Source organism: Collimonas sp. OK242 (genome assembly GCF_900107095.1).
Lineage (GTDB): Bacteria > Pseudomonadota > Gammaproteobacteria > Burkholderiales > Burkholderiaceae_D > Collimonas.
Window position 1 is genome coordinate 118,311 of sequence record NZ_FNOR01000009.1, and the last position, 22,906, is coordinate 141,216.

The following is a 22,906-nucleotide window of genomic DNA, read 5'->3' on the forward strand; positions in this document are numbered from 1 at the left end:
TGATTGGATTTATCTAGTGTGCAGCTGTCGTTTTGGCAGCGATTTTTTGATTCGTTTGTGAGGATTTCCTGGCAGCCGAAGCCGGGAGTGATTTCGGATCGCGGTAACTGTCGATCAGGCGATCAAAGCCCTTTTGAGCACGTTCCACGCTGCCGGCTTTTTTCAGGAAACGCGCATCGTGATGCAAGCCCAGGATCAGGCCGTACATCTCGTAGACCAACTGGTCGGCGTCGGTATCGGCACGCAGGTGGCCGGCTTCGATTGCCTGCAATGTGCAACGATGCAAGGCTTGCTGCCAGGTACGCACCATGGTGACCAATTGTTCGCGGATTTCACCGGGACGGTCGTCGTACTCGACCGCGCCGCTGATATAGATGCAACCGGAGGCAATTTCAATCGTCACCTGCCTGATCCAGCGTGCAAACATGCCTTCCAGGCGCGGCAGGCCGCGTGCTTCCTTGATGCTTGGATAGAATACTTCCTGCTCGAACTGGCGATGGTAAAGTTTCACCACTTCGATCTGCAGATCTTCGCGCGAGCCGAAATGGGCGAACACGCCGGACTTGCTCATGTTCATTTTTTCGGCCAGCAAGCCGATCGTCAGACCCTCAAGGCCGTCGCGGCTCGCCAGCGTGATGGCGACGTCGAGAATCGCTGCGCGCGTCATTTCGCCTTTGCGCATGAATTTCGGCGGCATGTCAGTATGTGCCACGATAGTCCTACCTCTGTCTGGTTAAGTCTGGCCAATAACTCTGGCTAACGAGTCTTAATACAATCGGCGTCGGCTTGCTTGAAAACGGTTTTCAGCAAGAATGCGAACGCTCGTACTATTATGCACCAGAATCGAAATGTCAAACAGCGACTTAGAGGGGCAGTTCTACCGAGAATCCCCTCGAAATACGTCGGACGCCTGTTTAGGCAGCACGACGGGGAGAGTTGGCAGCTGCAAACGTTCCGGGCAGCTCCAAGCTAGCCCGAAAATTGCGGGGATGCGATGTCAAATTACCACCAAACAGTGATTTCCCAGAAACCTGCCGGACTTGAAAGTAAACGGCTCCTACGATTGCGTCTTGTCCAGCAGACGGCGGTCACGCTTGGTCGGCCGCCCTTTGATCTGCATGGTCGGCTCTCGGAAAAACCTCCTGTCTTCCGCCAGCGTCGCGCGCTTCACCACGCTTTGTTCGGTTTCCCGATAAAGCGTCTGCGCAATCGCCGCCGAGCTGCGGGTATCGCTCAGGAGCAATATCGTCACCTCCCAAACGCTGGCGCCATTGTCAATTGCCAGGATATCGCCGATCTTGAGGTTGTGGGCGGGCTTGGTCCGCTCATCGTTCAGCCTGACCTTGCCGTTATCGACGGCATCGCTCGCCAGCGTGCGGGTCTTGAAAAACCGCGCCGCCCACAGCCATTTGTCGATACGCACTGCTTCGACTGTTTTACCCATGATCTGATTTACCTATCTAGCCAATGCCCAACCCATGCATTTACACCGGGTTGTCGATATCAATGAATTGATGCTGCAAGCCGAAACGTTCTGCCAGATGGCGCCCCAGGGCTTGCACTCCGTAGCGTTCGGTAGCGTGATGGCCGGCCGCCAGGTAAGCCACGCCGGTTTCACGCGCCAGATGCACGGTCGGCTCGGAAATCTCGCCGCTGATGTAGACCCCGGCGCCGGCGGCAATCGCATCGCCCAGTAAATTCTGCGCGGCGCCGGTGCACCAGGCAATCTGCCCCAACCGCTGCGACGGGTCGCCGATCAGGACCGGCGGGCGATGCAGCCGGCTTTCAATCAGGTTTGCCAGATCGCCCACGGTACGGACCTGCGGATCGCTCACGCTTCCCAGCCAGCCCAGCATATCGTCGCCGAAGCGGCCGTTCGGCAGCAGATCCAATTGCTGCGCCAATTGCACATTGTTGCCAAAATCCGGATGGGCGTCGAGCGGCAAATGATAGGCGAACAAATTGATGTCATGCGCCAGCAGCAATTTCAGACGTTTGTGCTTGGGCCCGATAACGCGCGCATCCTCGCCGCGCCAGAAATAGCCGTGATGCACCAGGATCGCATCTGCGCCATTGGCGACGGCGGCTTCCAGCAAAGCATAGCTGGCGCTGACGCCGCTCACCAGACGCCTAATTTCAGCCCGTCCTTCCACCTGCAAGCCATTTGGGCAATAATCACGGAACTGTGTAATATTTAATGCTTCGGCAAGATATTTTGCGAGTTCATCGCGATTTACCGATTTCTGATTCATGGTTTTTGCCTCACGATTCCTTACCCCCGATTTCCGGCTTTTGATTTCCGATTTTTTACTTCCGATTTTTTATTTAACTTAAGACTTCACTATGCGACGTTTCTGGCTGTTATTTGCGCAAACCATCACCGTCGGTTTAGCGATCTGGTTCATTGTAGCGACCTTGAAGCCGCAATGGATAAACGGCTCTCTGACCAGCTCGCCCTTGCACATCGCCACCTCCAAGGTGCCATTGCAAGAAGCCGCGCCGGGAACGCCGGCGCCGGGCTCTTATCGCCAGGCCGCGCAACGGGCCATGCCGTCAGTGGTCAATGTTTTCACCAGCAAGGACGCCAAGCCGGTCAGCCCTGAAGTAATGGAAGATCCGCTGCTCAGGAAGTTCTTCGGCGATCGCGGCGACGATGCGGAGGAGAAGCAGTCCAGTCTCGGCTCAGGCGTCATCGTCAGTTCGCAGGGTTATATCCTGACCAATAACCATGTCGTCGAAGCCGCCGATGAAATCGAAGTGGCGCTGGCCGATGGCCGCACCGCCACCGCCAAAGTCGTCGGCACCGATCCGGAAACCGACCTGGCCGTGATCAAGATCGATTTGCCGAACCTGCCTGCGGTCACGCTGGGCCGGGTCGACCAGGCCAGCGTCGGCGACGTCGTGCTGGCCATCGGCAATCCGTTCGGCGTCGGCCAGACGGTCACCATGGGGATTATTTCGGCGCTGGGCAGAAGCCATCTCGGCATCAATCAGTTTGAAAATTTCATCCAGACCGACGCCGCGATCAATCCGGGCAATTCCGGCGGCGCCTTGATCGACACCAACGGCAACCTGATCGGCATCAATACCGCCATCTATTCACGCACCGGCGGTTCGCTCGGGATCGGTTTTGCGGTGCCGATGACTACGGCAAAATCCGTCATGGAATCGATCATCAATACCGGCCATATGGTACGCGGCTTTATTGGCGTCGAACCTCAGGACATCACACCGGAACTGGCGGAAAGCTTCGGCTTGAACAGAAGCACCGGCGCCATCATCGCCGGCGTGATCAAGAACGGTCCGGGCGACAAGGCCGGCTTGAAACCGGGCGATATCCTGGTAGCGATCGACGGCAAGTCGATCGCCGACAGCAATGACATGACCAATCTGATAGCCCAGCTGCAGCCCGGCAGCAAAGCCAAATTGACGGTATTGCGCAAGGCCCGGGAAACCACGGTGGAAGCCGTTATCGGCAAGCGGCCGCCGATGAAACGGGCTGCAGAATAAATGCGCGACGCTGTCCGCGCTCAATGTCCCACATTCGCACAATCGCACAAAGGAAACCCGTAATGCACGTACGTGATCTGACGCAATACCTTGCCGAACTGTCGGAGAATAACAACCGGGCCTGGTTCGTCATGAACAAGCCGCGCTACGATATCTTGCGCGCGGAATTTCTGGAACTGGTGGTGCGCCTGATCGCCCAGATCAGCAAATTCGATCCGGCGATCGCCGGTTGCAATCCAAAGAAGGCGCTCTTCCGGATTAACCGCGACATGCGCTTCTCGCACGACAAGAGTCCGTACAAAACCTACTTCTCGGCATCCATCACCGCCAGCGGCCTGAAGAAACCGAGCCAGGGCGGCGGTCCTGCTTATTACTTCCATATCGACGCCGGCGGCACCCTGCTCATCGCCGGCGGCGAATACATGCCGCCGCCAGACCGCTTGCGGGCGATTCGCCGGCAAGTGATCGCCGATGCAAGCGGCTTTGGCAAACTGCTGAAAAACAAGAAATTGAAGGAGACTTACGGCGATTTGCAGACCGAGGGGCAACTGACGCGTCCGCCCAAAGGCTTTGATGCGGACTCGCCGCACATCGAATATATCAAGCTGAAGAATTTCATCGTCTGGAAGGAGCAGGCGCTGAAGAAGATGCTGTCGGATGCGCTGGAGAAAGAGCTGGTGGCGGGCTTTAAAGACGCCTACCCGCTGGTCGGCTGGTTGCGGCAGATCAAAACCCCGGTCGCCGAATAGGCCCTAACGGCCGCTCCGTGAATTCAGATAGTCTCTTCCGACTCAGCCGGCGCCTGCGTCGCCTTGACGAACAGCGGCGCCACCAGCAAGCCGATCTCGAACAACAGGCATAAAGGCACAGCCAGCAGCATTTGGCTCATGATGTCCGGTGGCGTAACGATTGCCGCCACCACGAAGGCGCCCACAATCACGTAAGGGCGGATCGATTTCAGCTTTTCCACCGAAACCAGGCCCATGCGCACCAGTACGATGACCACGATAGGGACTTCAAAAGTCATGCCGAAGGCGAGAAACATGGTCATCACAAAGTCGAAGTAACTATCGATATCCGGCGCCACCGAGACCGATTTCGGCGCGAAATTGTTGATGAAGTGGAAGATCACTCCGAATACCAGGTAATAACAAAACGCGACACCGGTGATGAACAATACCGACGACGAAATCACCAGCGGCGCGATCAGCTTCTTTTCATGCGTGTACAAGCCTGGCGCGATAAACGCCCACAGCTGGTACAGCACCCACGGCAAGGCAATCACAAAAGCCAGCAGCAAGGTTACCTTGACCGGAATCAGGAACGGCGTGATGACGCCGGTAGCAATCATCTTGCTGCCCACCGGCAAAGCCGCCAGCATCGGCGCCGCCAGCAAATCGTAGATATGCGCGGCCCAAGGCATCAGGCACAGGAACACCACGATCACCGCAATCGATGCCTTCATGATGCGATTGCGCAATTCCACCAGGTGCGAAATGAACGTCTCTTCGACGCCGCTGGTTTTTTCGAAACCGCTGGTTTTTTCGAAACCGCTGGTTTTCTCGAAACCGCTGGTTTTCTGTTCTTCAGTCATGGGAGCACGGTGTATTGCAAACAAGCGAATTTGCGGATTTCAAGCTGCGGCCGGCAGTACGAAATGTTGCAGGGCGAAGGTTGCCGGACGAAGCATGAAATCATGAAAAAAATGAACCGGAAGCCTTGTTTTGGCTGGCCGGGCGATATTTCGCAACACGTGCGGCGCCGGACAAGACACGCGCCTTCTGGCCGCTTTGTTGTTTGTACCAGGCGGGAATGGCGCTGGTACGCGCCAGCTTTTTCTTGCGAAAACTCCTGGCCTTGATGGCCAGCTGCTCGACGTTGAAACTGTCCGCGCTACTGGCACTGCCATCGTCCCAGACGTCATGCAGCGACTGCCTGGTATCTGAGACGCTACGGGCGATGCTTTGCTCGATATCGCTGGCCGCTTCCTGCACGTCTTGCTGCATCTTGCGCAATTCTTCCAGCTCGATCTCGCGGCTGACTTCCGATTTGACTTCATTGATATAACGTTGCGCACGGCCGAACAGAGAGCCCGCCATGCGAGCTACCGTCGGCAATTTTTCCGGCCCGACGACAACCAGTGCAACGACGCCAATCAGAGCAAGTTTAGTAAGACCAATATCGATCATGGGAAGGAGCGGCAAACATCACTCGGGCCGGCTTGAGACAGGTGCCGGCCGCAATGAATCAATTGCCGGACTTGTCCTTTTCTTTAGTTGCAACGTCAATCGTCGTTTTGTCGGCGGCTTGCTTTTCTTCCTCGCCCTTGACGCCATCCTTGAAACCTTTGACGGCCTTGCCCAGGTCGGAACCCATATTGCCGATTTTTTTGGTGCCAAACACCAACATGACGATAACCAGCACGATCAACCAGTGCCAAATACTGAACGAACCCATTTCTTTCTCCTTGTCGGACAAACGCCCGATCCTGCTAAGTCAACACACCGTTAAACCCTTACCAACCATCTGCAGCGCAACTGCCGCGCATCTGCCACATCCGCTGCCGCTGAACCCGGATTCGGTCAGCTCAGCGCTGGCCACGCCACGGCCTTGGTCCGCCAATGACGTGCATATGCAAATGGTACACCTCTTGGCCGCCGTCTGGCCCGACGTTGAATATCGTCTTGTAGCCACCGCTGGCCTCGCCTTGCCCGTCCTGCTGGTAACCGCAGCCCTGCTCTTGCGCCAGGCGCGGCGCCAATAAGGTCATTTTACCCAACAAAGCGGCGTGCGCCTCAGTACAATCGGCGAGAGTCGGAATATGCTGCTTGGGCACGATCAGGAAATGGATAGGCGCGGCCGGATGAATGTCATGAAAGGCGATCAGGTCATCGTCTTCATAGATCGCTTTCGAGGGAATCTGCTTGGCTGCAATTTTGCAAAAAATACAATTTTCCAAATTATCTCCGGGTTTTAAACGATTCTGGAACAATTCTTGAAAGACTCTTAAGCGATCCTCAAACGACTCAGATCTTGCGCTGATCGGTTTCTTGCTGTTCGCGCGCCGTCAGCTTGCGGCTGGCTTTCTCTTCGATGCCGGACAAGCCTTCGCGCCGCGCCAGTTCCTGCAGCACGTCCTGTGGCGTCAGATTGAACTGGGCCAGCATGATCATCGAGTGAAACCACAAATCGGCGCATTCATACAGCACATGGGAAACATCGCCGTCTACCCGCGCATCCTTGGCCGCCATCACTGTTTCGGTAGCTTCCTCGCCGATTTTTTTCAGAATCGCATCGTCACCCTTGGCGAACAGACGCGCGACGTACGAGGTTTCAGGATCGCCGCCGTTTGCCGGTTTGCGCGATTCGATGACCGCGGCCAGGCGCTGTAGAGTTTCACTCATGATTGCTTCAGATCCGCTTATCTATAAAAATAAAATCAAAAAATAAAATCTAAAAACGAAAGTTACTTGTAAATATCGTCCGGTTCTTTCAACACCGGCTCGACCGCTTCCCAGGTATTGCTGCTGCTCTCAAGCTTCTGGAAGAAGCAGGAATGGCGGCCGGTATGGCAGGCAATGTCGCCGGCCTGGGTCACTTTCAGCAACACCACGTCTTCATCGCAATCGAGGCGGATTTCATGCACTTTCTGCACATGGCCGGATTCTTCACCCTTGTGCCACAGTTTCTTGCGCGAGCGGCTCCAGTAAACCGCCTCGCCCAGCGCCACCGTCTTTGCCAGAGCGTCGCGATTCATCCAGGCAAACATCAGCACATCGTTCGATCCGAGTTCCTGGGCGATCACCGGCACCAGGCCGTGTTCATCCCATCTCACCTTGTTTAACCAACTCACGCCGCTCATGCTAGCCTCATCGGAATCTGCTGTGCCGCCATGAACTGCTTGGCTTCCTGCACAGTGTGTTGACCATAGTGGAAAATGCTCGCTGCCAGCACTGCATCGGCGCGGCCGATCTTGATGCCGTCGGCCAGGTCCTGCAAGCCGCCGACGCCGCCGGAGGCGATCACCGGAATCGTCACGGCATTGGAGACGCTGCTGGTCAGGGCCAGATCGAAACCGACCTTGGTGCCGTCGCGGTCCATGCTGGTCAGTAAAATTTCACCCGCGCCCAGTTGCTCCATCTTCTGCGCCCACTCGATTGCATCGAGGCCGGTGGCTTTGCGCCCGCCATGGGTGAACACTTCCCATTTGCCCGGTGCGACCTGCTTGGCGTCGATGGCGACCACGATGCATTGCGAGCCGTATTTGGCCGCGGCATCCGCCACCAGCTGCGGATTGGTGACTGCGGACGTATTGATGCCGACCTTGTCGGCGCCGGCATTCAGCAAACGACGCACGTCTTCCACGGCGCGCACACCGCCCCCCACCGTCAGGGGAATGAACACCTGCGAAGCAACCGCTTCGATAATTGGCAAGATCAGGTCGCGATTATCGGACGAGGCCGTGATGTCGAGGAAGGTAAGTTCGTCGGCGCCCTGCTCATCGTAACGGCGGGCGATTTCGACCGGATCGCCGGCATCGCGCAACTCAAGGAAATTGACGCCCTTGACCACGCGGCCATTGGTCACATCGAGACAGGGAATGATGCGTTTGGCAAGCGTCATGGCTGGTCAGCGTCGGGCTGCTCCGATAAATCTTCGTCTCTGAACATGTCATCGCTCAACTCGTCGGCCCGCTCTTGCGCCGAACGCAAATCGAGTGTGCCTTCATAAATCGAACGGCCGCAAATCACCGCCTCGATGCCTTCATCCTGCACCGCGCACAATGCTTCCACATCGTGGACGTTGTGGACGCCGCCGGAAGCTATCACCGGGATCGTCATGCTTTGCGCCAGCTTGACGGTGGCTTCGATGTTGACGCCGCCCATCATGCCGTCGCGGCCGATATCGGTATACACGATCGATGCACAACCGTAATCTTCGAACTTCTTGGCCAGGTCGATCACTTCATGGCCGGACAGCTTGCTCCAGCCATCGGTGGCTACCTTGCCGTCCCTGGCGTCCAGGCCGACGATGATCTGCCCCGGGAACGCGCTGCAGGCATCGTGCAGGAAACCCGGATTCTTGACCGCTGCGGTGCCGATGATGATGTAGCTCAGGCCGTCGTCGAGATAGCGTTCGATGGTATCGAGGTCGCGGATGCCGCCACCCAGCTGCACCGGGATTTCTTCGATGCCGTTGAGCACGGCGAATTCGCGCACGGCCTTGATGATGGCTTTGACCGCCGGTTCATTCTTGGGCTTGCCGGCAAACGCGCCATTCAGGTCGACCAGATGCAGGCGACGTGCGCCCTGCATCAACCAATGGCGGGCCATTTCGCCCGGATCGTCGGAAAATACTGTGGCTTGGTCCATATCGCCTTGTTTCAGGCGTACGCAGTGACCGTCTTTGAGGTCGATGGCAGGTATCAGCAGCATGGCTACAATGTGTATGAGGTGAGGTCAGTTAAAGATCTAAATAAGGATCTGAAAAGTATCGGTTTGAATGCTGGAAAAAGCTCAAGGTTTCCATTGCACAAAATTTTTGTACAACTGCAACCCTGCACTGGCGCTTTTTTCCGGATGGAACTGCGTCGCAAAAATATTATCACGGCCGACCGCGCAGCTAAACGCCGCCCCGTATTCCGTTTCGCCGAAGGTATGCGCAGCATCGGCCGGCACCGCATAGTAACTATGCACGAAATAAAAATAGTCCTGGTCGGCAATGCCGTTCCACAGCGCATGAGGCTGCGCCTGGCGGACACGATTCCAGCCCATTTGCGGCACCTTGAAACGCGAGCCGTCGTCTTGCAACTGGCCGTCCAGGCGGAAGCGCACTACTTTGCCGGGCAACAAACCGAGGCCCGGAGTATTGCCTTCCTCGCTCAGCTCGAACAACATTTGCTCGCCGACGCAAACGCCCAGCAGCGGCTTGTTGCGCGCCGCCTCCAGCAAGGCCTCCTGCAGCCCGGATTCGCGCAAGCTGCGCATGCAGTCCGGCATTGCGCCTTGGCCAGGCAAGACCAGGCGATCGGCGGCCTGGATATCGGCAACCGTACCGGAAATATGGACTTCAGCTTCTGGCGCTACCTGACGCAAGGCTTGCGCCACCGAGCGCAAGTTGCCCATGCCATAGTCAACCACAACGATTTTGTTCATGATAAAGATTCAAGTCCGGGAAAAAATTCCAGGTAGTTAAATTTGTGCGTAAGCCTTTGCGCCAACCGCATCGCCCGTGAAAACCTGCAAGCCACAGATGGCGGCAAGGGACTAAAGCGGCACATAATCACCAAATAAGGATCAAATATGGATTAATTGGTGTTTGATCAACGCTGCAACACTGTTTAAATTTAAAGGCTGCCCTTAGTCGAAGGAATGGTGCCGGCGGAACGCGGATCCAGCTCTGCAGCCATGCGCAACGCGCGGCCGAACGCCTTGAAAACGGTTTCGCATTGATGATGGGCGTTTTCGCCGCGCAGGTTGTCGATATGCAAAGACACCAGTGCATGGTTGACAAAACCCTGGAAAAATTCGTGGGTAAGATCGACGTCGAAGCCGCCTATCATGGCGCGCTTGAACGGTACGTGGAACTCGAGTCCGGGCCGGCCGGAGAAATCGATCACCACGCGCGACAACGCTTCATCCAGCGGCACATACGCGTGGCCATAGCGGCGGATACCCTTCTTGTCGCCCATCGCCTTGGCAAATGCTTGCCCCAAAGTAATGCCGACATCTTCCACCGTGTGGTGGGCGTCGATATGCAGGTCGCCATTGGCTTCGATATCCAGGTCGATCAAGCCATGCCGCGCAATCTGATCCAGCATATGATCCAGGAACGGTACGCCGGTATTCAGCTTTTGCTGGCCGGTGCCGTCCAGATTGATGGAGACGCGGATTTGCGTCTCATTGGTATTGCGCGTGATCGATGCAGTTCGAGGCGTAGACATGTTGAGCTTGAAACCAATTTACTATGTGGTGGCGCACAGGCGCCGTGGAGGTAAGTGTACTAAATTATTCGACGATCTGATTTAGATTGTTGTCGCTTCTCCGCTAGTCACTAGTGAAGCTTGATCGGTGCGGCCTTTTGAGCCGCATCGCCATTTTACCGACATTTTCATGTTTTCCCGCTAATCGGGGCTTTGATAATCCCTATCAGTGTTGCTATTCAAGCCAAACGCTCGGCCAGCGGCCGTTCGTCGGTTTTTTGACTATCCAGCTGAGCCAGGCGCCGTTCAATCAGCGCGCAATACTCCGGATTCAGCTCAAAACCGACAAACCGGCGGCCGCAACGGCGCGCCGCCACCGCAGTGGTGCCGCTGCCCATGAAGGGATCCAGCACAATCCCGCCCGGCGGGCAGGAAGCCTTGATCATCCGTTCCACGATTTCCAGCGGCTTTTGGGTCGGATGGTCGGCCCGCTCGCGATGTTCGCGGTGCAGGCGCGAGACGCTCCAGACGTCCTTCGGGTTGTAACCCAGCTCCAGCCATTTGGCGCCGACAAAAATCGAACGTGAACGGGCTTTCTTGGTTTCAGCGTCGTAGGGAATCCGGATAGCATCCAGGTCGAAGTAATAGTCTTTGGCGCGGGCAAAGAATCCTATGGTGTCGTGCACCGAGGAAAAACGCCGGGTGCCGCCGCCCATCGACGGTACCCGCCGATCCCAGATGATTTCGTTATTCATGATCATGCGCTGCTTCAGCATGACGAAAATCTCGGGCGAGAAACGCCAGGTCAGGAAAATGTAAAGGCTGCCGTTCGGTTTCAGTTTTGGCAACGCGGCGTCTATCCACTCTTCGGTCCAGAGCAAATAGGCTGCTGTATCGAGCTTATCGGAATCGTTGCCGTAATCCTTGCCCAGGCCGTAGGGCGGATCGGCCAGCAGCAGATCGACCGAACCGTCCGGGATGCGCTGCAAACCTTGCAGCGCGTCTTCGCCGTAGATGCGGTCGATCCAGTCGTCGCTCATCGCTGCCACGCCGCCGCAGCCGCTGTCATGGAGGACCATCTTTCAGGCGATTTTGCAAACGATGCAAACGATATTCGGCCGAACCCGCATGCGCCTGCAACCCTTCGCCGTACGCCAGTTCCGCCGCGACTTCGCCCAGTGTCTGGGCGCCGGCCTCGCTGATGTTGATCATGCTGGAACGCTTCTGGAAATCGTAGACGCCGAGCGGCGACGAGAAACGCGCCGTGCGCGAAGTCGGCAATACGTGATTCGGTCCGGCACAGTAATCGCCCAGCGCTTCCGATGAAAAACGGCCGAGGAACATGGCGCCGGCATGACGGATTTTGTCGGCCCAGCGTTGCGGGTTCTCGGTAGAGATTTCCAGATGTTCGGCAGCGATATGGTTGGCGATTTCGCAGGCTTGTTCCATGTCGCGCACCTTGATCAGCGCGCCGCGATCGGTCAGCGAGGTGCGGATCACTTCGCGCCGCGGCATCAAGGGCAATTGCCGCTTGATGCTGGCTTCCACTGCGGCGATATAGCCGGCGTCGGGGCACAACAAGATCGACTGCGCCAATTCGTCATGTTCGGCTTGCGAAAACAGATCCATGGCGATCCAGTCGGGATCGGTAGTGCCGTCGCAGATCACCAGGATTTCCGACGGCCCTGCGATCATGTCGATCCCGACCGTACCGAACACGCGGCGCTTGGCGGCCGCCACATAGGCGTTGCCGGGGCCCACGATCTTGTCGACTTGCGGAATGCTGGCGGTACCGTAGGCTAACGCCCCCACGGCTTGCGCACCGCCGACGGTGAATACGCGATCGACGCCGGCGATGGCTGCCGCCGCCAGCACCAGCGGATTCTTGATGCCGTCCGGGGTCGGCACCACCATGATGATTTCCTGCACGCCGGCGACCTTGGCTGGAATCGCATTCATCAGCACCGAAGAAGGATAAGCCGCCTTGCCGCCGGGGACGTAGATACCGACGCGGTCCAGCGCTGTGACTTTCTGTCCCAGCACGGTGCCGTCGGCTTCGGTGTAGCTGAAGCCATTCGAACCGCATTCGATTTTCTGGCGCTCATGGTAGGCACGCACACGGCCGGCCGCGGTTTGCAAGGCGCTGCGGCGCTCTGGCGACAACTGCGCCAACGCATCCTGCAATTCCTGCCGGCCGATTTCCAGCGCCGTCACGCTGCCGGCGCTGAGGCGATCGAAGCGATTGGTGTATTCCAGCACGGCGGCGTCGCCGCGCGCTTTGACATCGGCCAGGATACGCGCCGCGGCCTGATCGATGGCTTCATCTTCGCCGGCTTCAAAGGCCAGCACGGCAGTCAGCTGCGCCTGGAAATCCGGCTGCGCCGCATCGAGTTTTCTGATTGCTATGCTCATGTTGCTTCCGTTGTTTCCGGTTTGCCGGTTGCGGCGCCAAGCCGCAGCCTTGCTTTACAGCCGGGTTTTATTTGGTCGAGGCTTGTTCGAATGCGTCCAGGATCGGCTGCAGCCGTTCGCGCTTCAATTTCAAGGCTGCCTGGTTGACCACCAGCCGCGACGAGATATCCATGATGTGTTCGACTTCGACCAGGTTATTGGCGCGCAGCGTGCCGCCGGTGCTGACCAGGTCGACAATCGCATCGGCCAGCCCGACCAGCGGCGCCAGTTCCATCGAACCGTACAATTTGATCAGGTCGACGTGCATGCCTTTGGCCGCGAAGTGTTCGCGCGCGGTCAGCAGGTATTTGGTGGCGACCCGCAACCGTGCGCCCTGGCGGATCGCGCTGGCGTAGTCGAAGCCGGCCGAGACCGCCACCGACATCCGGCATTTTGCGATTTCCAGGTCGATCGGCTGATACAGGCCCTCGCCGCCATGCTCCAGCAGCACATCCTTGCCGGCCACGCCGAAATCGGCGGCGCCGTATTGCACATAGGTCGGTACGTCGGAAGCGCGCACGATGATCACGTTCACTTGCGGATCGTTAGTCGGCAAGATCAGCTTGCGCGAGGTTTCCGGATCTTCGGTGACCTCGATGCCGGCCGCCTTCAACAGCGGCAAGGTCTCTTCAAAGATGCGGCCCTTGGACAGGGCCAGGGTTAATTTCTGGCTCATTTGATTCTTTCGATATGCGCGCCGACCGCCGACAGCTTGCGTTCCATCTGATCGTAACCGCGGTCCAGATGATAAACGCGCTCGATCAAGGTTTCGCCCTGCGCCATCAGGCCGGCGATCACCAGCGAAGCCGAGGCGCGCAAATCGGTCGCCATGACCGGCGCGCCGACCAGCTTGTCGACGCCTTTGATAATGGCGGTATTGCCCTGGACATCGATGGCAGCGCCGAGGCGATTCATTTCCTGCACGTGCATGAAGCGATTTTCAAAGATGGTTTCGGTGACATGGCTGGTGCCTTCGGCAATGCTGTTCATGGCCATGAACTGCGCTTGCATATCGGTCGGGAAGCCCGGATATTCGGTAGTACGGAAACTGACCGCCTTGGGCCGCGCCGCCATCTGCACGCGAATCCAGTCATCACCGGAAGTCAGGATCACGCCCGCTTCGCGCAATTTGTCGAGCACCGCATCGAGGATGTGGCTACGGGTGTTCTTCAACATGACGTCGCCGCCGGTTGCAGCTACCGCGCACAGGAAGGTACCGGTCTCGATGCGATCGGCAATCACTGCATGCTCAGCGCCGTGCAATCTGTCCACGCCTTGAATCGTCAGGCGATCGGTGCCGATGCCGTCGATCTTCGCGCCCATCGCCACCAGCAGGTTAGCCAGATCGGTGACTTCAGGTTCGCGCGCCGCATTTTCCAGCACCGTCTCACCGTCAGCCAGGGTCGCAGCCATCAACAGGTTTTCCGTACCGGTGACGGTGATCATGTCGGTAACGACGCGGGTACCCTTCAGTTTCTTGGCCTTGGCATGGATGTAGCCGGCTTCGATCGAAATCTCGGCGCCCATCGCCTGCAAGCCTTTGATATGCTGGTCGACCGGGCGCGAACCGATGCCGCAGCCGCCCGGCAGCGACACCCGCGCTTCGCCAAAGCGTGCCAGCAGCGGACCCAGCACCAGGATCGATGCGCGCATGGTTTTCACCATTTCGTAAGGCGCTTCCAGATTGGTGATGGCGTCGCCTTGCAAGGTCACGAAATGGCCGTCCTGGGTCGCCTTCAATCCCATCTGGCGCAGCAGCTTCAATATGGTCGACACATCGTGCAGGTTCGGCACATTGCTCAGATGCAGCTGATCCGAGCTCAGCAAACCCGCGCACAGGATAGGCAGCGCCGCATTCTTTGCGCCGGAAATGGTGATTTCGCCGGAAAGACGGTTACCGCCTTGTATCAATAATTTATCCATTATTACTTCTCACTTTGCTACACATTATGCCTGGCCATCCGGACCAGAGATGTTCATCGGGCTGCGGCGACTCTGACGAGTTGCGCCGCAATTAATTATTAATTGGCAAATTCAATTGGCAAATTCTTCGGGTGTCAACGTCTTCATCGACAGCGCATGAATCTCTGCGCGCATGCGGTCGCCCAACGCTGCGTAGACGATCTGATGGCGTTGTATCGGGCGCTTGCCGGCAAACGCCGCCGACACGATCACCGCCTTGAAATGCTGGCCGTCGCCCTCGACTTCCAGATGCGAACATTCAAGGCCGGCGGCGATGTAACTTTTAACGAGATCGGGTGTAGGGAACATGATATTTTTTACCGGCTAACTGAACAAATGTGAATGAACTGAATGAACGCAAACGTATTGACCTGCTTAGTGACGCAGCTTGTAGCCGCGTTTCAGCATCTGCACCGCCAACGTCGACAGCAGCGCCAGCGAGATGCAAATGACCGCCAGGCTGATCAGCGGATTGATATCCGACTGGCCGAAAAAGCCGTAGCGGAAACCATCGATCATATAAAAAAACGGATTCAAATGCGACACGGCTTGCCAAAATGGCGGCAACGACTTAATCGAATAAAACACGCCGGCGAGAAAGGTCAGCGGCATGATCAGGAAGTTCTGGAACACCGCCAGCTGGTCGAACTTGTCCGCCCAGATGCCGGCGATCATGCCCATGGTACCAAGCAGCGCTGCGCCGAGGAAGGCAAAAATCACAATCCACCATGGCGCCACAAAGGACAGATTGCCAAACCAGGCCGTGATCGCGAATACGCCGAGACCAACCGCGACCCCGCGCACCACGGCGGCCAGCACATAGCCGCCATACAATTCCCAGTGCGACAAAGGCGGCAACAGGACAAACACCAGATTGCCGGTCATTTTCGACTGTGTCAACGATGATGAGGTATTGGCGAAGGCATTTTGCAACACGCTCATCATGACCAGGCCGGGAATCAGGAACGCCGTGTACTGCACGCCCGGATAAACTTCGACGTGATCTTTCAGCGTGTGGCCGAAAATCAGCAGGTACAGCAAGGCTGTCAGGATAGGCGCGCCGACGGTTTGCGTCGCGACTTTCCAGAAGCGCAGCACTTCCTTGTAAAACACCGTTTGAAAACCGACCATCATTTGCCACCACCCGCGTTGTATTCGTCGGCGTAGACGTTGAAACCGTTGGCGCTGACCTTGCTATCCATGATCTGCAGGAACACGTCCTCCAGGTCAGCCTGTTGCAGCTGCATGTCTTCAATCACAGCACCGGCCTGGCGCAAGGAAGCGAGGATCGGCTCGACATCGGCATATTGATTGACCCGCAAGGCGAACTTGCCGGCGTCTGCATGCAACACCAGATGTTGCAAGGCCGGCGGCAGGCTGCCGCTGGACAGCTGGACCAGCAGCTGCGAACCGGCAATCCGTTTGATCAGCGCCGACGTGGTATCGAGCGCCACCACCTGCCCCAGCTTGAGCATGGCGATGCGGTTGCACTGTTCCTGCGCTTCTTCCAGATAATGCGTGGTCAGGACCACGGTGTGGCCTTCGCGGTTCAGACGCGAAATGAAGCGCCATAAAGTCTGGCGCAGTTCAACGTCAACCCCGGCGGTCGGCTCATCCAGCACAATCACCGGCGGCTTGTGCACCAGCGCTTGCGCCACCAGTACGCGCCGCTTCATGCCACCCGACAGCGCGCGCATATTGGTATCGGCCTTGTTGCTCAGGTCGAGGTTTTCCATCACCTCGTCTATCCATTTGTCGTTATTCTTCAGGCCGTAATAGCCTGACTGCATGCGCAAGGTTTCGCGCACCGTGAAAAATGGATCGAACACCAGCTCTTGCGGCACCACGCCAAGATTGCGGCGCGCGGCGCGATAGTCGCTGACGACATCGTGGCCGAGAATCGCGACGTTGCCGGAATCCGGCCGATTGAGGCCGGCAATGATGGAAATCAAGGTGGTTTTACCGGCGCCGTTAGGGCCTAGCAAACCGAAGAACTCGCCTTCTTCGATGGTCAGGGAAACGCCGCCCAATGCCTGCAAAGACTGGTAACGTTTCTTGACATTGGTGATTTGAATGGCCGCCATAGTGCCTTGCTAAATATTCTTCAATTGGGGACGCCGCAACAATGTTGACGCTTCTGCTGCCGATTCCGTCTCTGGAGCCGTCCTGGACCCAGATGAGTGGCGTAACCCTTGATTATATTGGATTTTTGCTGCGAGAGCCGGGCGACAACGACAAACCCGGCATGCTAAGAAGGGAAGGAAAGGTAAAGCTCAATGATGCAGTGTACTAGCGGCAACAATCACCGTCGCAGGCGACAACAATTCTGTCACGCCATACAAGTCGATCAGACTTTCCAGATTGGCGGGCAAACTGGAAAAATGCAGGGTAAGCCCTTGATTCAGGGCGGCACATTGCCATGCCAGCAAGGTAGCAACAGCGGCCGAATCGACCGCCACCACTTCGCTCAGGTCAATCTCGGTCTCGCCCCCGGCGATCGCGCGCAAGCCCTCTTCCAGAGTGCCTTTGGCGTTACCGACAGTTAGCGAGTGAGAAGGTCTGAACATGATAGTCAATCAACAGATTATTTGAGGCCGCGGGCGGCGCGCTGCTTGTTCTTATCCGCCAGCACCTTGATCAGGCCATCAATGCCGGTTCTGCCGATTTCCGAAGCAAACGTGCCCTTGTATGACTCAACGAGCCAAGCCCCCAGCACGTTGACATCATATATTTTCCAGCTTGTACCAGATTTTTCCATACGGTAATTCAGCTGGATCGGCTCGCCGCGCGGCTGGATCACTTGTGAACGCACTTCGACGTCGGCATCGGCCGGATCGCCGCGCATCGGCTTGAAATCGATCTTCTGGTCGCGTACCTGCGACAAGGCGCCGGAATAGGTATAGATCAGCAAGCTGCGGAACTGGGTAATCAGTTGTTTCTTCTGATCATCAGTTGCATCGCGCCAATAACGGCCAGCTGCCAGGGAAGTCATGCGCTCAAAGTCGACGTACGGGATGATCTTTTCTTCAACCAGCGCCAGGATGCGCTGCTGATTGCCGCCCTGGATGCTCTTGTCGCTCTTGGCAGTATCCAGCACGTCCTGGCTGATACGCTTGACCAGCGCGTCAGGCGCTTCCTGCGCCTGTGCCGCTGCGGTGAATAACAGGCTGCCGACAGTCAGCGACAGCGCCAGGTATTTTTTAAAAATTTTCATATGTATTTTAACAATCTTAGTAGTAGTTGCTAGAAGATGAGAGGACGCCTCAGACGCGCTATATGTCGATCCTAAGACGGCAATTTCAAGCATCGGTTCCAGCCGGCGCCGATTATCATTCCTCAATCGTCATTCGTCAGCCGGCTTGGTCTTGGCCGGTTTATCTGCCTTATCCGTCTTGTTCCCTGTGTCGTTGTCGTCAGCGTTGCCGCGAATCTGGCTTTGACGGCGCTGGGTATACGCGTCACGCATGAACTCATACTTGTCCAGGGCCGCCTCTTCCATCAGATCGCCGGCGTCCAGCAGATTTGCGCGCTTGTCGATCAAACGCACCACGGAACCAGTGTTGCGCCAACGCACCGGGTATTTATATGACCATATGTCGCCGTAAAAATCCACCGGCAATGCTGCGGCATCACGAATATTCGACGGCCCGAACAACGGCAGCACCAGATAAGGACCGGAGCCGACGCCCCACTTGCCCAGGGTCTGGCCGAAATCCTTGTTGTGTTTCTGCAAACCGGCTTCCGAACCGATATCCAGCAAGCCGCCCAGACCGAGCGTCGAGTTAACCGCAACCCGCATCACGTCAGACGTCCCGTCTGCAACATTCCCCTGCAAGAAACCGTTAACCGAACTCCAGACATCGCCCAGGTTACCGAAGAAATTGTTGACGCCGGTCTGCACAAAGCTCGGCAGCCAGGAGCGGTAGGCGGTAGCAACTGGTTTCAGGGCAACCTTGTCAAGCGTATCGTTGAAGCTGAACATGGCACGATTGAAGCCCTCCAGCGGGTCTTGCGGATTGCTGGCGGTGGCACAGCCGGCCAGCGCGGCAACCAGGGCCAGCGAGCCCAGACGATTCATGATTTTCATTGTTCTGTATCCTTTACATCCGCAGCTTTGCTATACAAGAACTGGCTGATCAGGTTCTCCAGCACAATCGCAGATTGTGTTAATTTAATACGGTCGCCAGCTGCCAGATTCTTGGCGGCGCCGCCCGGCTCGATACCGATATATTGCTCGCCCAGCAAGCCCGCGGTGAGAATTTTTGCCGAACTGTCTTCCGGAAACTGGTAACGCTGGTCCAGATTCAAGGTCACCACCGCCTGGAAATTCTTGTCGTCGAAATTAATCGCTGCGACCCGCCCGACCACCACACCGGCGCTTCTGACCGAAGCGCGCACTTTCAGACCGCCGATGTTGTCGAATTTAGTCACTACCGGATAGGTCTTGTTGAACGTAGAGCTGCTCAGGTTACCGGCTTTCAACGCCAGAAAACCCAGAGCCAGTATCCCGACCAACACAAATAAGCCTACCCATACGTCTACGGTTTTTTGTTGCATGATTCATCACCTTAAAAATACCACTTGAGGCGAATAATCCCCCAAGAAAATAGTAACGAGAAGTAAAGCGCTCCGCGAAAACGCGCTGCGGCAGATCGCCTTGAGCGCAATAATCAATTAAACATCAAAGCTGTCAGCAGGAAGTCCAGCGCCAATACCGCCAGCGAGGAAATCACCACGGTGCGCGTGGTTGCCCTGGAAACACCTTCCGGTGTCGGCTTTGCTTCATATCCTTGCCATACTGCGACAAAAGTCGCCGCGACGCCAAACACAATACTTTTCACGACGCCGTTAGCAATATCTTGCCAAATATCTACCCCGCCCTGCATCTGCGACCAGAACGCGCCTTCATCGACGCCGATCAGCTTGACCCCGACCAGGTAGCCGCCGAATACACCCAGCGCGCTGAACAAGGCCGCCAGCATCGGCATTGCCACCACGCCAGCCCAGAAACGCGGCGCCACCACCCTTTGCAGAGGGTCGACCGCCATCATTTCCATCGCCGATAATTGTTCGCCCGCTTTCATCAAACCGATTTCCGCAGTCAGGGAAGTACCGGCACGGCCGGCGAACAGCAGCGCCGTCACCACCGGCCCCAGTTCACGTACCAGCGACAGCGCCACCAGCAAACCCAGCGCCTGCTCGGAACCGTATTTATTGAGCGTGTAATACCCCTGCAGGCCCAACACGAAACCGACGAACAATCCCGATACGCCAATAATGACCAGCGAGTAATTGCCGATGAAGTGGATCTGGTCGGTAATCAGCCGAGGGCGCCGCCAGAGGCCGGCCGAGGCGCGCAAGATCGCAAAAAACATCCGCGCCGCCGCACCCAGGCCGGTGACCGACTCGCGCAAGGTGCGCCCGGTTGCGGCAAGAGAATTGCTTACAAGTTTAGTTACAGCATCAAGCATTAAGCGCGTCCCTTCAATCCCAGATCCTCGGACAACGATTTGCCGGGATAGTGGAACGGCACCGGACCGTCCGGTTCAGCGTTGACGAATTGCTTCACGTAGGGATGAGCCGACGCCTGCATTTCGGCCGGTGTGCCTTGCGCCACGATTTGCCCTTGCGACAGGAAATACACATAGTCGGCAATGCTAAACGATTCGTGGACGTCATGCGACACCAGGATACTGGTCGAACCAAGCGCATCATTGAGCTTACGGATCAAGTTGGCCGTCACGCCCATGGAAATCGGATCCAGGCCGGCGAACGGTTCGTCATACATGATCAGCGACGGATCCAGCGCTATCGCGCGCGCCAACGCTACCCGCCTTGCCATGCCGCCGGAAATCTCGGATGGTTTCAATTGCGCCGCATTGCGCAGGCCCACCGCGTTCAATTTCAGCAGCACCAGCTTGTTTAACAAATCTGGCGGCAGATCGGTATGTTCGCGCAACGGGAAGGCCACGTTTTCAAATGCGGTCAGGTCGGTAAACAAAGCGCCGCTCTGAAACAGCATGCCCATCTTGCGCCTCAGCGCATACAAGGCTGAAGTCGACAGTGTATGCACTGTTTCGCCGTCGACCTTGACGCTGCCTACCTGCGGCCGCAACTGGCCGCCAATCAGCCGCAATATGGTGGTCTTGCCGGAGCCGGAGCCGCCCATGACGGCGATTACCTTGCCACGTGCAAAGTCCATGTTGAGACCCGATAAAATCGACCTCTCACCATAGCCAAATTGCAGATCACGAATCTCGACGATATTTGCCACACTGCTCACCGAATAAATCAAAGGGGGTATTGTAGTGCAAATGCGACAATCGTTCAGAGCGCACCAATAGTAGACAGACTGATATGTAGCCCTGTTACAACAATTTGACTATTGCCTGAATGCATGGGCAAAACGCCCGCAGCAGAAAAAAGAGCACGCCCGCGTTGCCACCGACATGCTCTTTCCCTGAATGCTGCAAAACCGCGGTTGAAACGCGGTTGGTATCACAGGTGGTTTATTACCGCGGCAAAACCGACGCCCCCATCAGGAACTCATCGACAGCACGTGCGCATTGACGGCCTTCGCGGATGGCCCACACCACCAGCGACTGGCCGCGACGCATGTCGCCGGCCGCAAACACCTTATCGACCGAAGTCTGGTAGCAGCCGTCGCCGTCGGTGCTCGCCTTGGCATTGCCGCGCGCATCCTTGTCGACGCCAAACGCCTCCAGCACCTGCGCCACCGGCGAGACGAAGCCCATGGCCAGGAATACCAGGTCAGCCTTCATTTCGAATTCCGAATTGGGCACTTCCTGCATCTTGCCGTCTTTCCACTCGACGCGGGCTGCTATCAATTTCTCGACCTTGCCGTTCTTGCCCTCCAGGCGCTTGGTCGCCACTGCCCAGTCGCGGTCGCAACCTTCTTCATGCGAAGACGAGGTGCGCAACTTGGTCGGCCAGTACGGCCATACCAGCGGCTTGTTTTCCAGCTCCGGCGGTTGCGGCATCAGCTCAAACTGCTGGATCGATACCGCGCCCTGGCGATTGGAAGTGCCGACGCAATCGGAACCGGTATCGCCGCCGCCGATCACCACCACATGCTTGCCGCCAGCCAGTATCTGGTCCTTGACCTTGTCGCCGGCGTTGATCTTGTTTTGCTGCGGCAGGAAGTCCATGGCGAAATGCACACCCTTCAGCTCGCGCCCCGGCACCGGCAGATCGCGCGGCTGCTCAGCGCCGCCGGCGATGACTACGGCGTCGAATTCCGCCTTCAGCTCATCCGGAGCAATGGTTTTCTTGGCCCAGTTGTTCACATTCGACGGAAAATCCTTGCCGACCAGAACGCCGGTGCGGAAAGTCACGCCTTCTGCTTCCATCTGCTCGACACGGCGATCGATGTGCGATTTTTCCATCTTGAAATCGGGAATACCGTAACGCAGCAAACCGCCGATCCGATCGCTCTTTTCAAACACGGTGACGTCATGGCCGATACGCGCCAACTGCTGCGCTGCGGCCATACCGGCAGGCCCGGAGCCTACCACCGCAACTTTTTTACCGGTTTTAAGCAACGGCGGCTGCGGCACAATCCAGCCGTTTTCCCAGCCCTTGTCGACGATGAAATGCTCGATCGACTTGATGCCGACCGGGTCGCTGTTGATGCCCAGGGTGCAGGCACTTTCGCATGGCGCAGGGCAGATGCGGCCGGTAAACTCCGGGAAATTGTTGGTCGAGTGCAAAGTCTCCAGCGCCTCGTGATAAGCGCCGCGATACACCAGGTCGTTCCAGTCAGGAATGATGTTATTCACCGGGCAACCGTTGTTACAGAATGGTATACCGCAGTCCATGCAACGCGCGCCCTGGGTCTTGGCTTCGCTATCGCTCAGACTCAGGATGAATTCCTTGTAATGCTTCTTGCGTGCCTGCGGCGCTTCATACGTTTCGCCGACCCGCTGAAACTCCATAAAACCCGTTACTTTTCCCATTTTTCACTCACATTTTCTCTGCAGGACGCACCGTGATCGGGTAGAACCGAGGTCCGGCGCGTCCTTATCGTTACTTGGTTTAGGC

Annotated in this window: 29 protein-coding genes; 2 read left to right on the forward strand and 27 right to left on the reverse strand. The window is 57.1% G+C overall.

Translation table 11 applies throughout. From position 1 onward, the window contains the following. Positions 1-13 precede the first annotated feature (13 nt). The 3 genes from BLV81_RS11715 to BLV81_RS11725 all read right to left on the reverse strand — a co-directional run bounded on the left by BLV81_RS11715 (position 14) and on the right by BLV81_RS11725 (position 2,252). Positions 14-682, reverse strand: coding sequence for a TetR/AcrR family transcriptional regulator (locus BLV81_RS11715; protein ID WP_092356363.1), 669 nt, complete (start codon positions 680-682; stop codon positions 14-16). A gap of 375 nt (positions 683-1,057) precedes the next feature. Continuing rightward, complete coding sequence (locus tag BLV81_RS11720; RefSeq protein WP_092356066.1) at positions 1,058-1,444, reverse strand: RNA-binding S4 domain-containing protein; 387 nt, start codon at positions 1,442-1,444, stop codon at positions 1,058-1,060. 40 nt (positions 1,445-1,484) lie between these two features. Next, positions 1,485-2,252, reverse strand: a complete 768-nt coding sequence (locus tag BLV81_RS11725) for a Nif3-like dinuclear metal center hexameric protein (RefSeq protein WP_092356070.1) — start codon at positions 2,250-2,252, stop codon at positions 1,485-1,487. A 91-nt stretch (positions 2,253-2,343) separates the two neighbouring features. Between BLV81_RS11725 and BLV81_RS11730 the strand changes: the two genes are divergently transcribed. Next, positions 2,344-3,510 carry a Do family serine endopeptidase gene (locus BLV81_RS11730; RefSeq protein ID WP_092356073.1) on the forward strand — a complete coding sequence of 389 codons (1,167 nt, stop codon included), beginning with the start codon at positions 2,344-2,346 and terminating at the stop codon, positions 3,508-3,510. A 62-nt stretch (positions 3,511-3,572) separates the two neighbouring features. Then, a complete protein-coding gene (locus BLV81_RS11735; RefSeq protein WP_092356076.1) occupies positions 3,573-4,259 on the forward strand; it encodes a DUF2461 domain-containing protein in 687 nt (228 codons plus the stop codon). Positions 4,260-4,282: 23 nt separating this feature from the next. Here BLV81_RS11735 and tatC read toward each other — a convergent pair whose 3' ends face one another. The 24 genes from tatC to BLV81_RS11855 form a co-directional block, all read right to left on the reverse strand. Continuing rightward, positions 4,283-5,104 (reverse strand): twin-arginine translocase subunit TatC, encoded by an 822-nt coding sequence (tatC, locus tag BLV81_RS11740; RefSeq protein WP_255365148.1) that lies wholly within the window; start codon positions 5,102-5,104, stop codon positions 4,283-4,285. A 100-nt stretch (positions 5,105-5,204) separates the two neighbouring features. Continuing rightward, positions 5,205-5,699 carry a Sec-independent protein translocase protein TatB gene (gene tatB, locus BLV81_RS11745; RefSeq protein WP_092356079.1) on the reverse strand — a complete coding sequence of 165 codons (495 nt, stop codon included), beginning with the start codon at positions 5,697-5,699 and terminating at the stop codon, positions 5,205-5,207. A gap of 58 nt (positions 5,700-5,757) precedes the next feature. Further along, a complete protein-coding gene (gene tatA / locus BLV81_RS11750) occupies positions 5,758-5,967 on the reverse strand; it encodes a Sec-independent protein translocase subunit TatA (RefSeq protein ID WP_092356082.1) in 210 nt (69 codons plus the stop codon). A gap of 130 nt (positions 5,968-6,097) precedes the next feature. Continuing rightward, positions 6,098-6,469: a histidine triad nucleotide-binding protein gene (locus tag BLV81_RS11755; RefSeq protein WP_092356085.1), complete on the reverse strand. Its 372-nt coding sequence runs from the start codon at positions 6,467-6,469 to the stop codon at positions 6,098-6,100. Between the two features lie 67 nt (positions 6,470-6,536). After that, positions 6,537-6,914, reverse strand: coding sequence for a phosphoribosyl-ATP diphosphatase (locus tag BLV81_RS11760; protein WP_092356088.1), 378 nt, complete (start codon positions 6,912-6,914; stop codon positions 6,537-6,539). Between the two features lie 62 nt (positions 6,915-6,976). Then, complete coding sequence (hisI, locus tag BLV81_RS11765) at positions 6,977-7,372, reverse strand: phosphoribosyl-AMP cyclohydrolase (protein ID WP_092356090.1); 396 nt, start codon at positions 7,370-7,372, stop codon at positions 6,977-6,979. Then, positions 7,369-8,133 carry an imidazole glycerol phosphate synthase subunit HisF gene (hisF, locus tag BLV81_RS11770; protein WP_092356093.1) on the reverse strand — a complete coding sequence of 255 codons (765 nt, stop codon included), beginning with the start codon at positions 8,131-8,133 and terminating at the stop codon, positions 7,369-7,371. The genes hisI and hisF overlap by 4 nt, the downstream gene beginning before the upstream one ends. Further along, positions 8,130-8,945, reverse strand: coding sequence for a 1-(5-phosphoribosyl)-5-[(5-phosphoribosylamino)methylideneamino]imidazole-4-carboxamide isomerase (gene hisA / locus BLV81_RS11775; RefSeq protein ID WP_092356096.1), 816 nt, complete (start codon positions 8,943-8,945; stop codon positions 8,130-8,132). Before hisA ends, hisF begins: the two co-directional genes overlap by 4 nt. 81 nt (positions 8,946-9,026) lie before the next feature. After that, on the reverse strand, positions 9,027-9,665 hold the full coding sequence (hisH, locus tag BLV81_RS11780; protein ID WP_092356099.1) for an imidazole glycerol phosphate synthase subunit HisH: 639 nt from the start codon (positions 9,663-9,665) through the stop codon (positions 9,027-9,029). A 191-nt stretch (positions 9,666-9,856) separates the two neighbouring features. After that, positions 9,857-10,453: an imidazoleglycerol-phosphate dehydratase HisB gene (gene hisB, locus BLV81_RS11785; RefSeq protein ID WP_092356102.1), complete on the reverse strand. Its 597-nt coding sequence runs from the start codon at positions 10,451-10,453 to the stop codon at positions 9,857-9,859. Positions 10,454-10,671: 218 nt separating this feature from the next. Then, entirely contained in the window at positions 10,672-11,472 is an 801-nt protein-coding gene (locus tag BLV81_RS11790) for a DNA-methyltransferase (protein WP_092356369.1), read from the reverse strand. A 25-nt stretch (positions 11,473-11,497) separates the two neighbouring features. Next, positions 11,498-12,844: a histidinol dehydrogenase gene (hisD, locus tag BLV81_RS11795; RefSeq protein WP_092356104.1), complete on the reverse strand. Its 1,347-nt coding sequence runs from the start codon at positions 12,842-12,844 to the stop codon at positions 11,498-11,500. A gap of 67 nt (positions 12,845-12,911) precedes the next feature. Beyond that, complete coding sequence (gene hisG / locus BLV81_RS11800; RefSeq protein WP_092356106.1) at positions 12,912-13,559, reverse strand: ATP phosphoribosyltransferase; 648 nt, start codon at positions 13,557-13,559, stop codon at positions 12,912-12,914. Beyond that, positions 13,556-14,806, reverse strand: a complete 1,251-nt coding sequence (gene murA / locus BLV81_RS11805) for a UDP-N-acetylglucosamine 1-carboxyvinyltransferase (protein WP_092356108.1) — start codon at positions 14,804-14,806, stop codon at positions 13,556-13,558. The genes hisG and murA overlap by 4 nt, the downstream gene beginning before the upstream one ends. Before the next feature lie 111 nt (positions 14,807-14,917). Further along, a complete protein-coding gene (locus BLV81_RS11810) occupies positions 14,918-15,154 on the reverse strand; it encodes a BolA family protein (protein WP_092356110.1) in 237 nt (78 codons plus the stop codon). A 66-nt stretch (positions 15,155-15,220) separates the two neighbouring features. Further along, positions 15,221-15,976, reverse strand: a complete 756-nt coding sequence (locus tag BLV81_RS11815) for an ABC transporter permease (RefSeq protein WP_092356113.1) — start codon at positions 15,974-15,976, stop codon at positions 15,221-15,223. Further along, a complete protein-coding gene (locus BLV81_RS11820) occupies positions 15,976-16,929 on the reverse strand; it encodes an ABC transporter ATP-binding protein (RefSeq protein WP_092356116.1) in 954 nt (317 codons plus the stop codon). Before BLV81_RS11820 ends, BLV81_RS11815 begins: the two co-directional genes overlap by 1 nt. A 189-nt stretch (positions 16,930-17,118) precedes the next feature. Beyond that, positions 17,119-17,412, reverse strand: coding sequence for an STAS domain-containing protein (locus BLV81_RS11825; RefSeq protein WP_092356119.1), 294 nt, complete (start codon positions 17,410-17,412; stop codon positions 17,119-17,121). Positions 17,413-17,429: 17 nt separating this feature from the next. Next, a complete protein-coding gene (locus BLV81_RS11830; protein WP_092356122.1) occupies positions 17,430-18,059 on the reverse strand; it encodes an MlaC/ttg2D family ABC transporter substrate-binding protein in 630 nt (209 codons plus the stop codon). Between the two features lie 129 nt (positions 18,060-18,188). Then, a complete protein-coding gene (locus tag BLV81_RS11835; RefSeq protein WP_092356125.1) occupies positions 18,189-18,932 on the reverse strand; it encodes an MlaA family lipoprotein in 744 nt (247 codons plus the stop codon). Continuing rightward, positions 18,929-19,402: an outer membrane lipid asymmetry maintenance protein MlaD gene (gene mlaD, locus BLV81_RS11840; protein WP_092356128.1), complete on the reverse strand. Its 474-nt coding sequence runs from the start codon at positions 19,400-19,402 to the stop codon at positions 18,929-18,931. The genes BLV81_RS11835 and mlaD overlap by 4 nt, the downstream gene beginning before the upstream one ends. A 113-nt stretch (positions 19,403-19,515) precedes the next feature. Next, positions 19,516-20,316: a lipid asymmetry maintenance ABC transporter permease subunit MlaE gene (mlaE, locus tag BLV81_RS11845; RefSeq protein ID WP_092356131.1), complete on the reverse strand. Its 801-nt coding sequence runs from the start codon at positions 20,314-20,316 to the stop codon at positions 19,516-19,518. Next, entirely contained in the window at positions 20,316-21,119 is an 804-nt protein-coding gene (locus tag BLV81_RS11850) for an ABC transporter ATP-binding protein (protein WP_092356372.1), read from the reverse strand. Before BLV81_RS11850 ends, mlaE begins: the two co-directional genes overlap by 1 nt. A gap of 238 nt (positions 21,120-21,357) precedes the next feature. After that, positions 21,358-22,821, reverse strand: coding sequence for a glutamate synthase subunit beta (locus BLV81_RS11855; protein WP_092356134.1), 1,464 nt, complete (start codon positions 22,819-22,821; stop codon positions 21,358-21,360). Between the last annotated feature and the right edge of the window lie 85 nt (positions 22,822-22,906).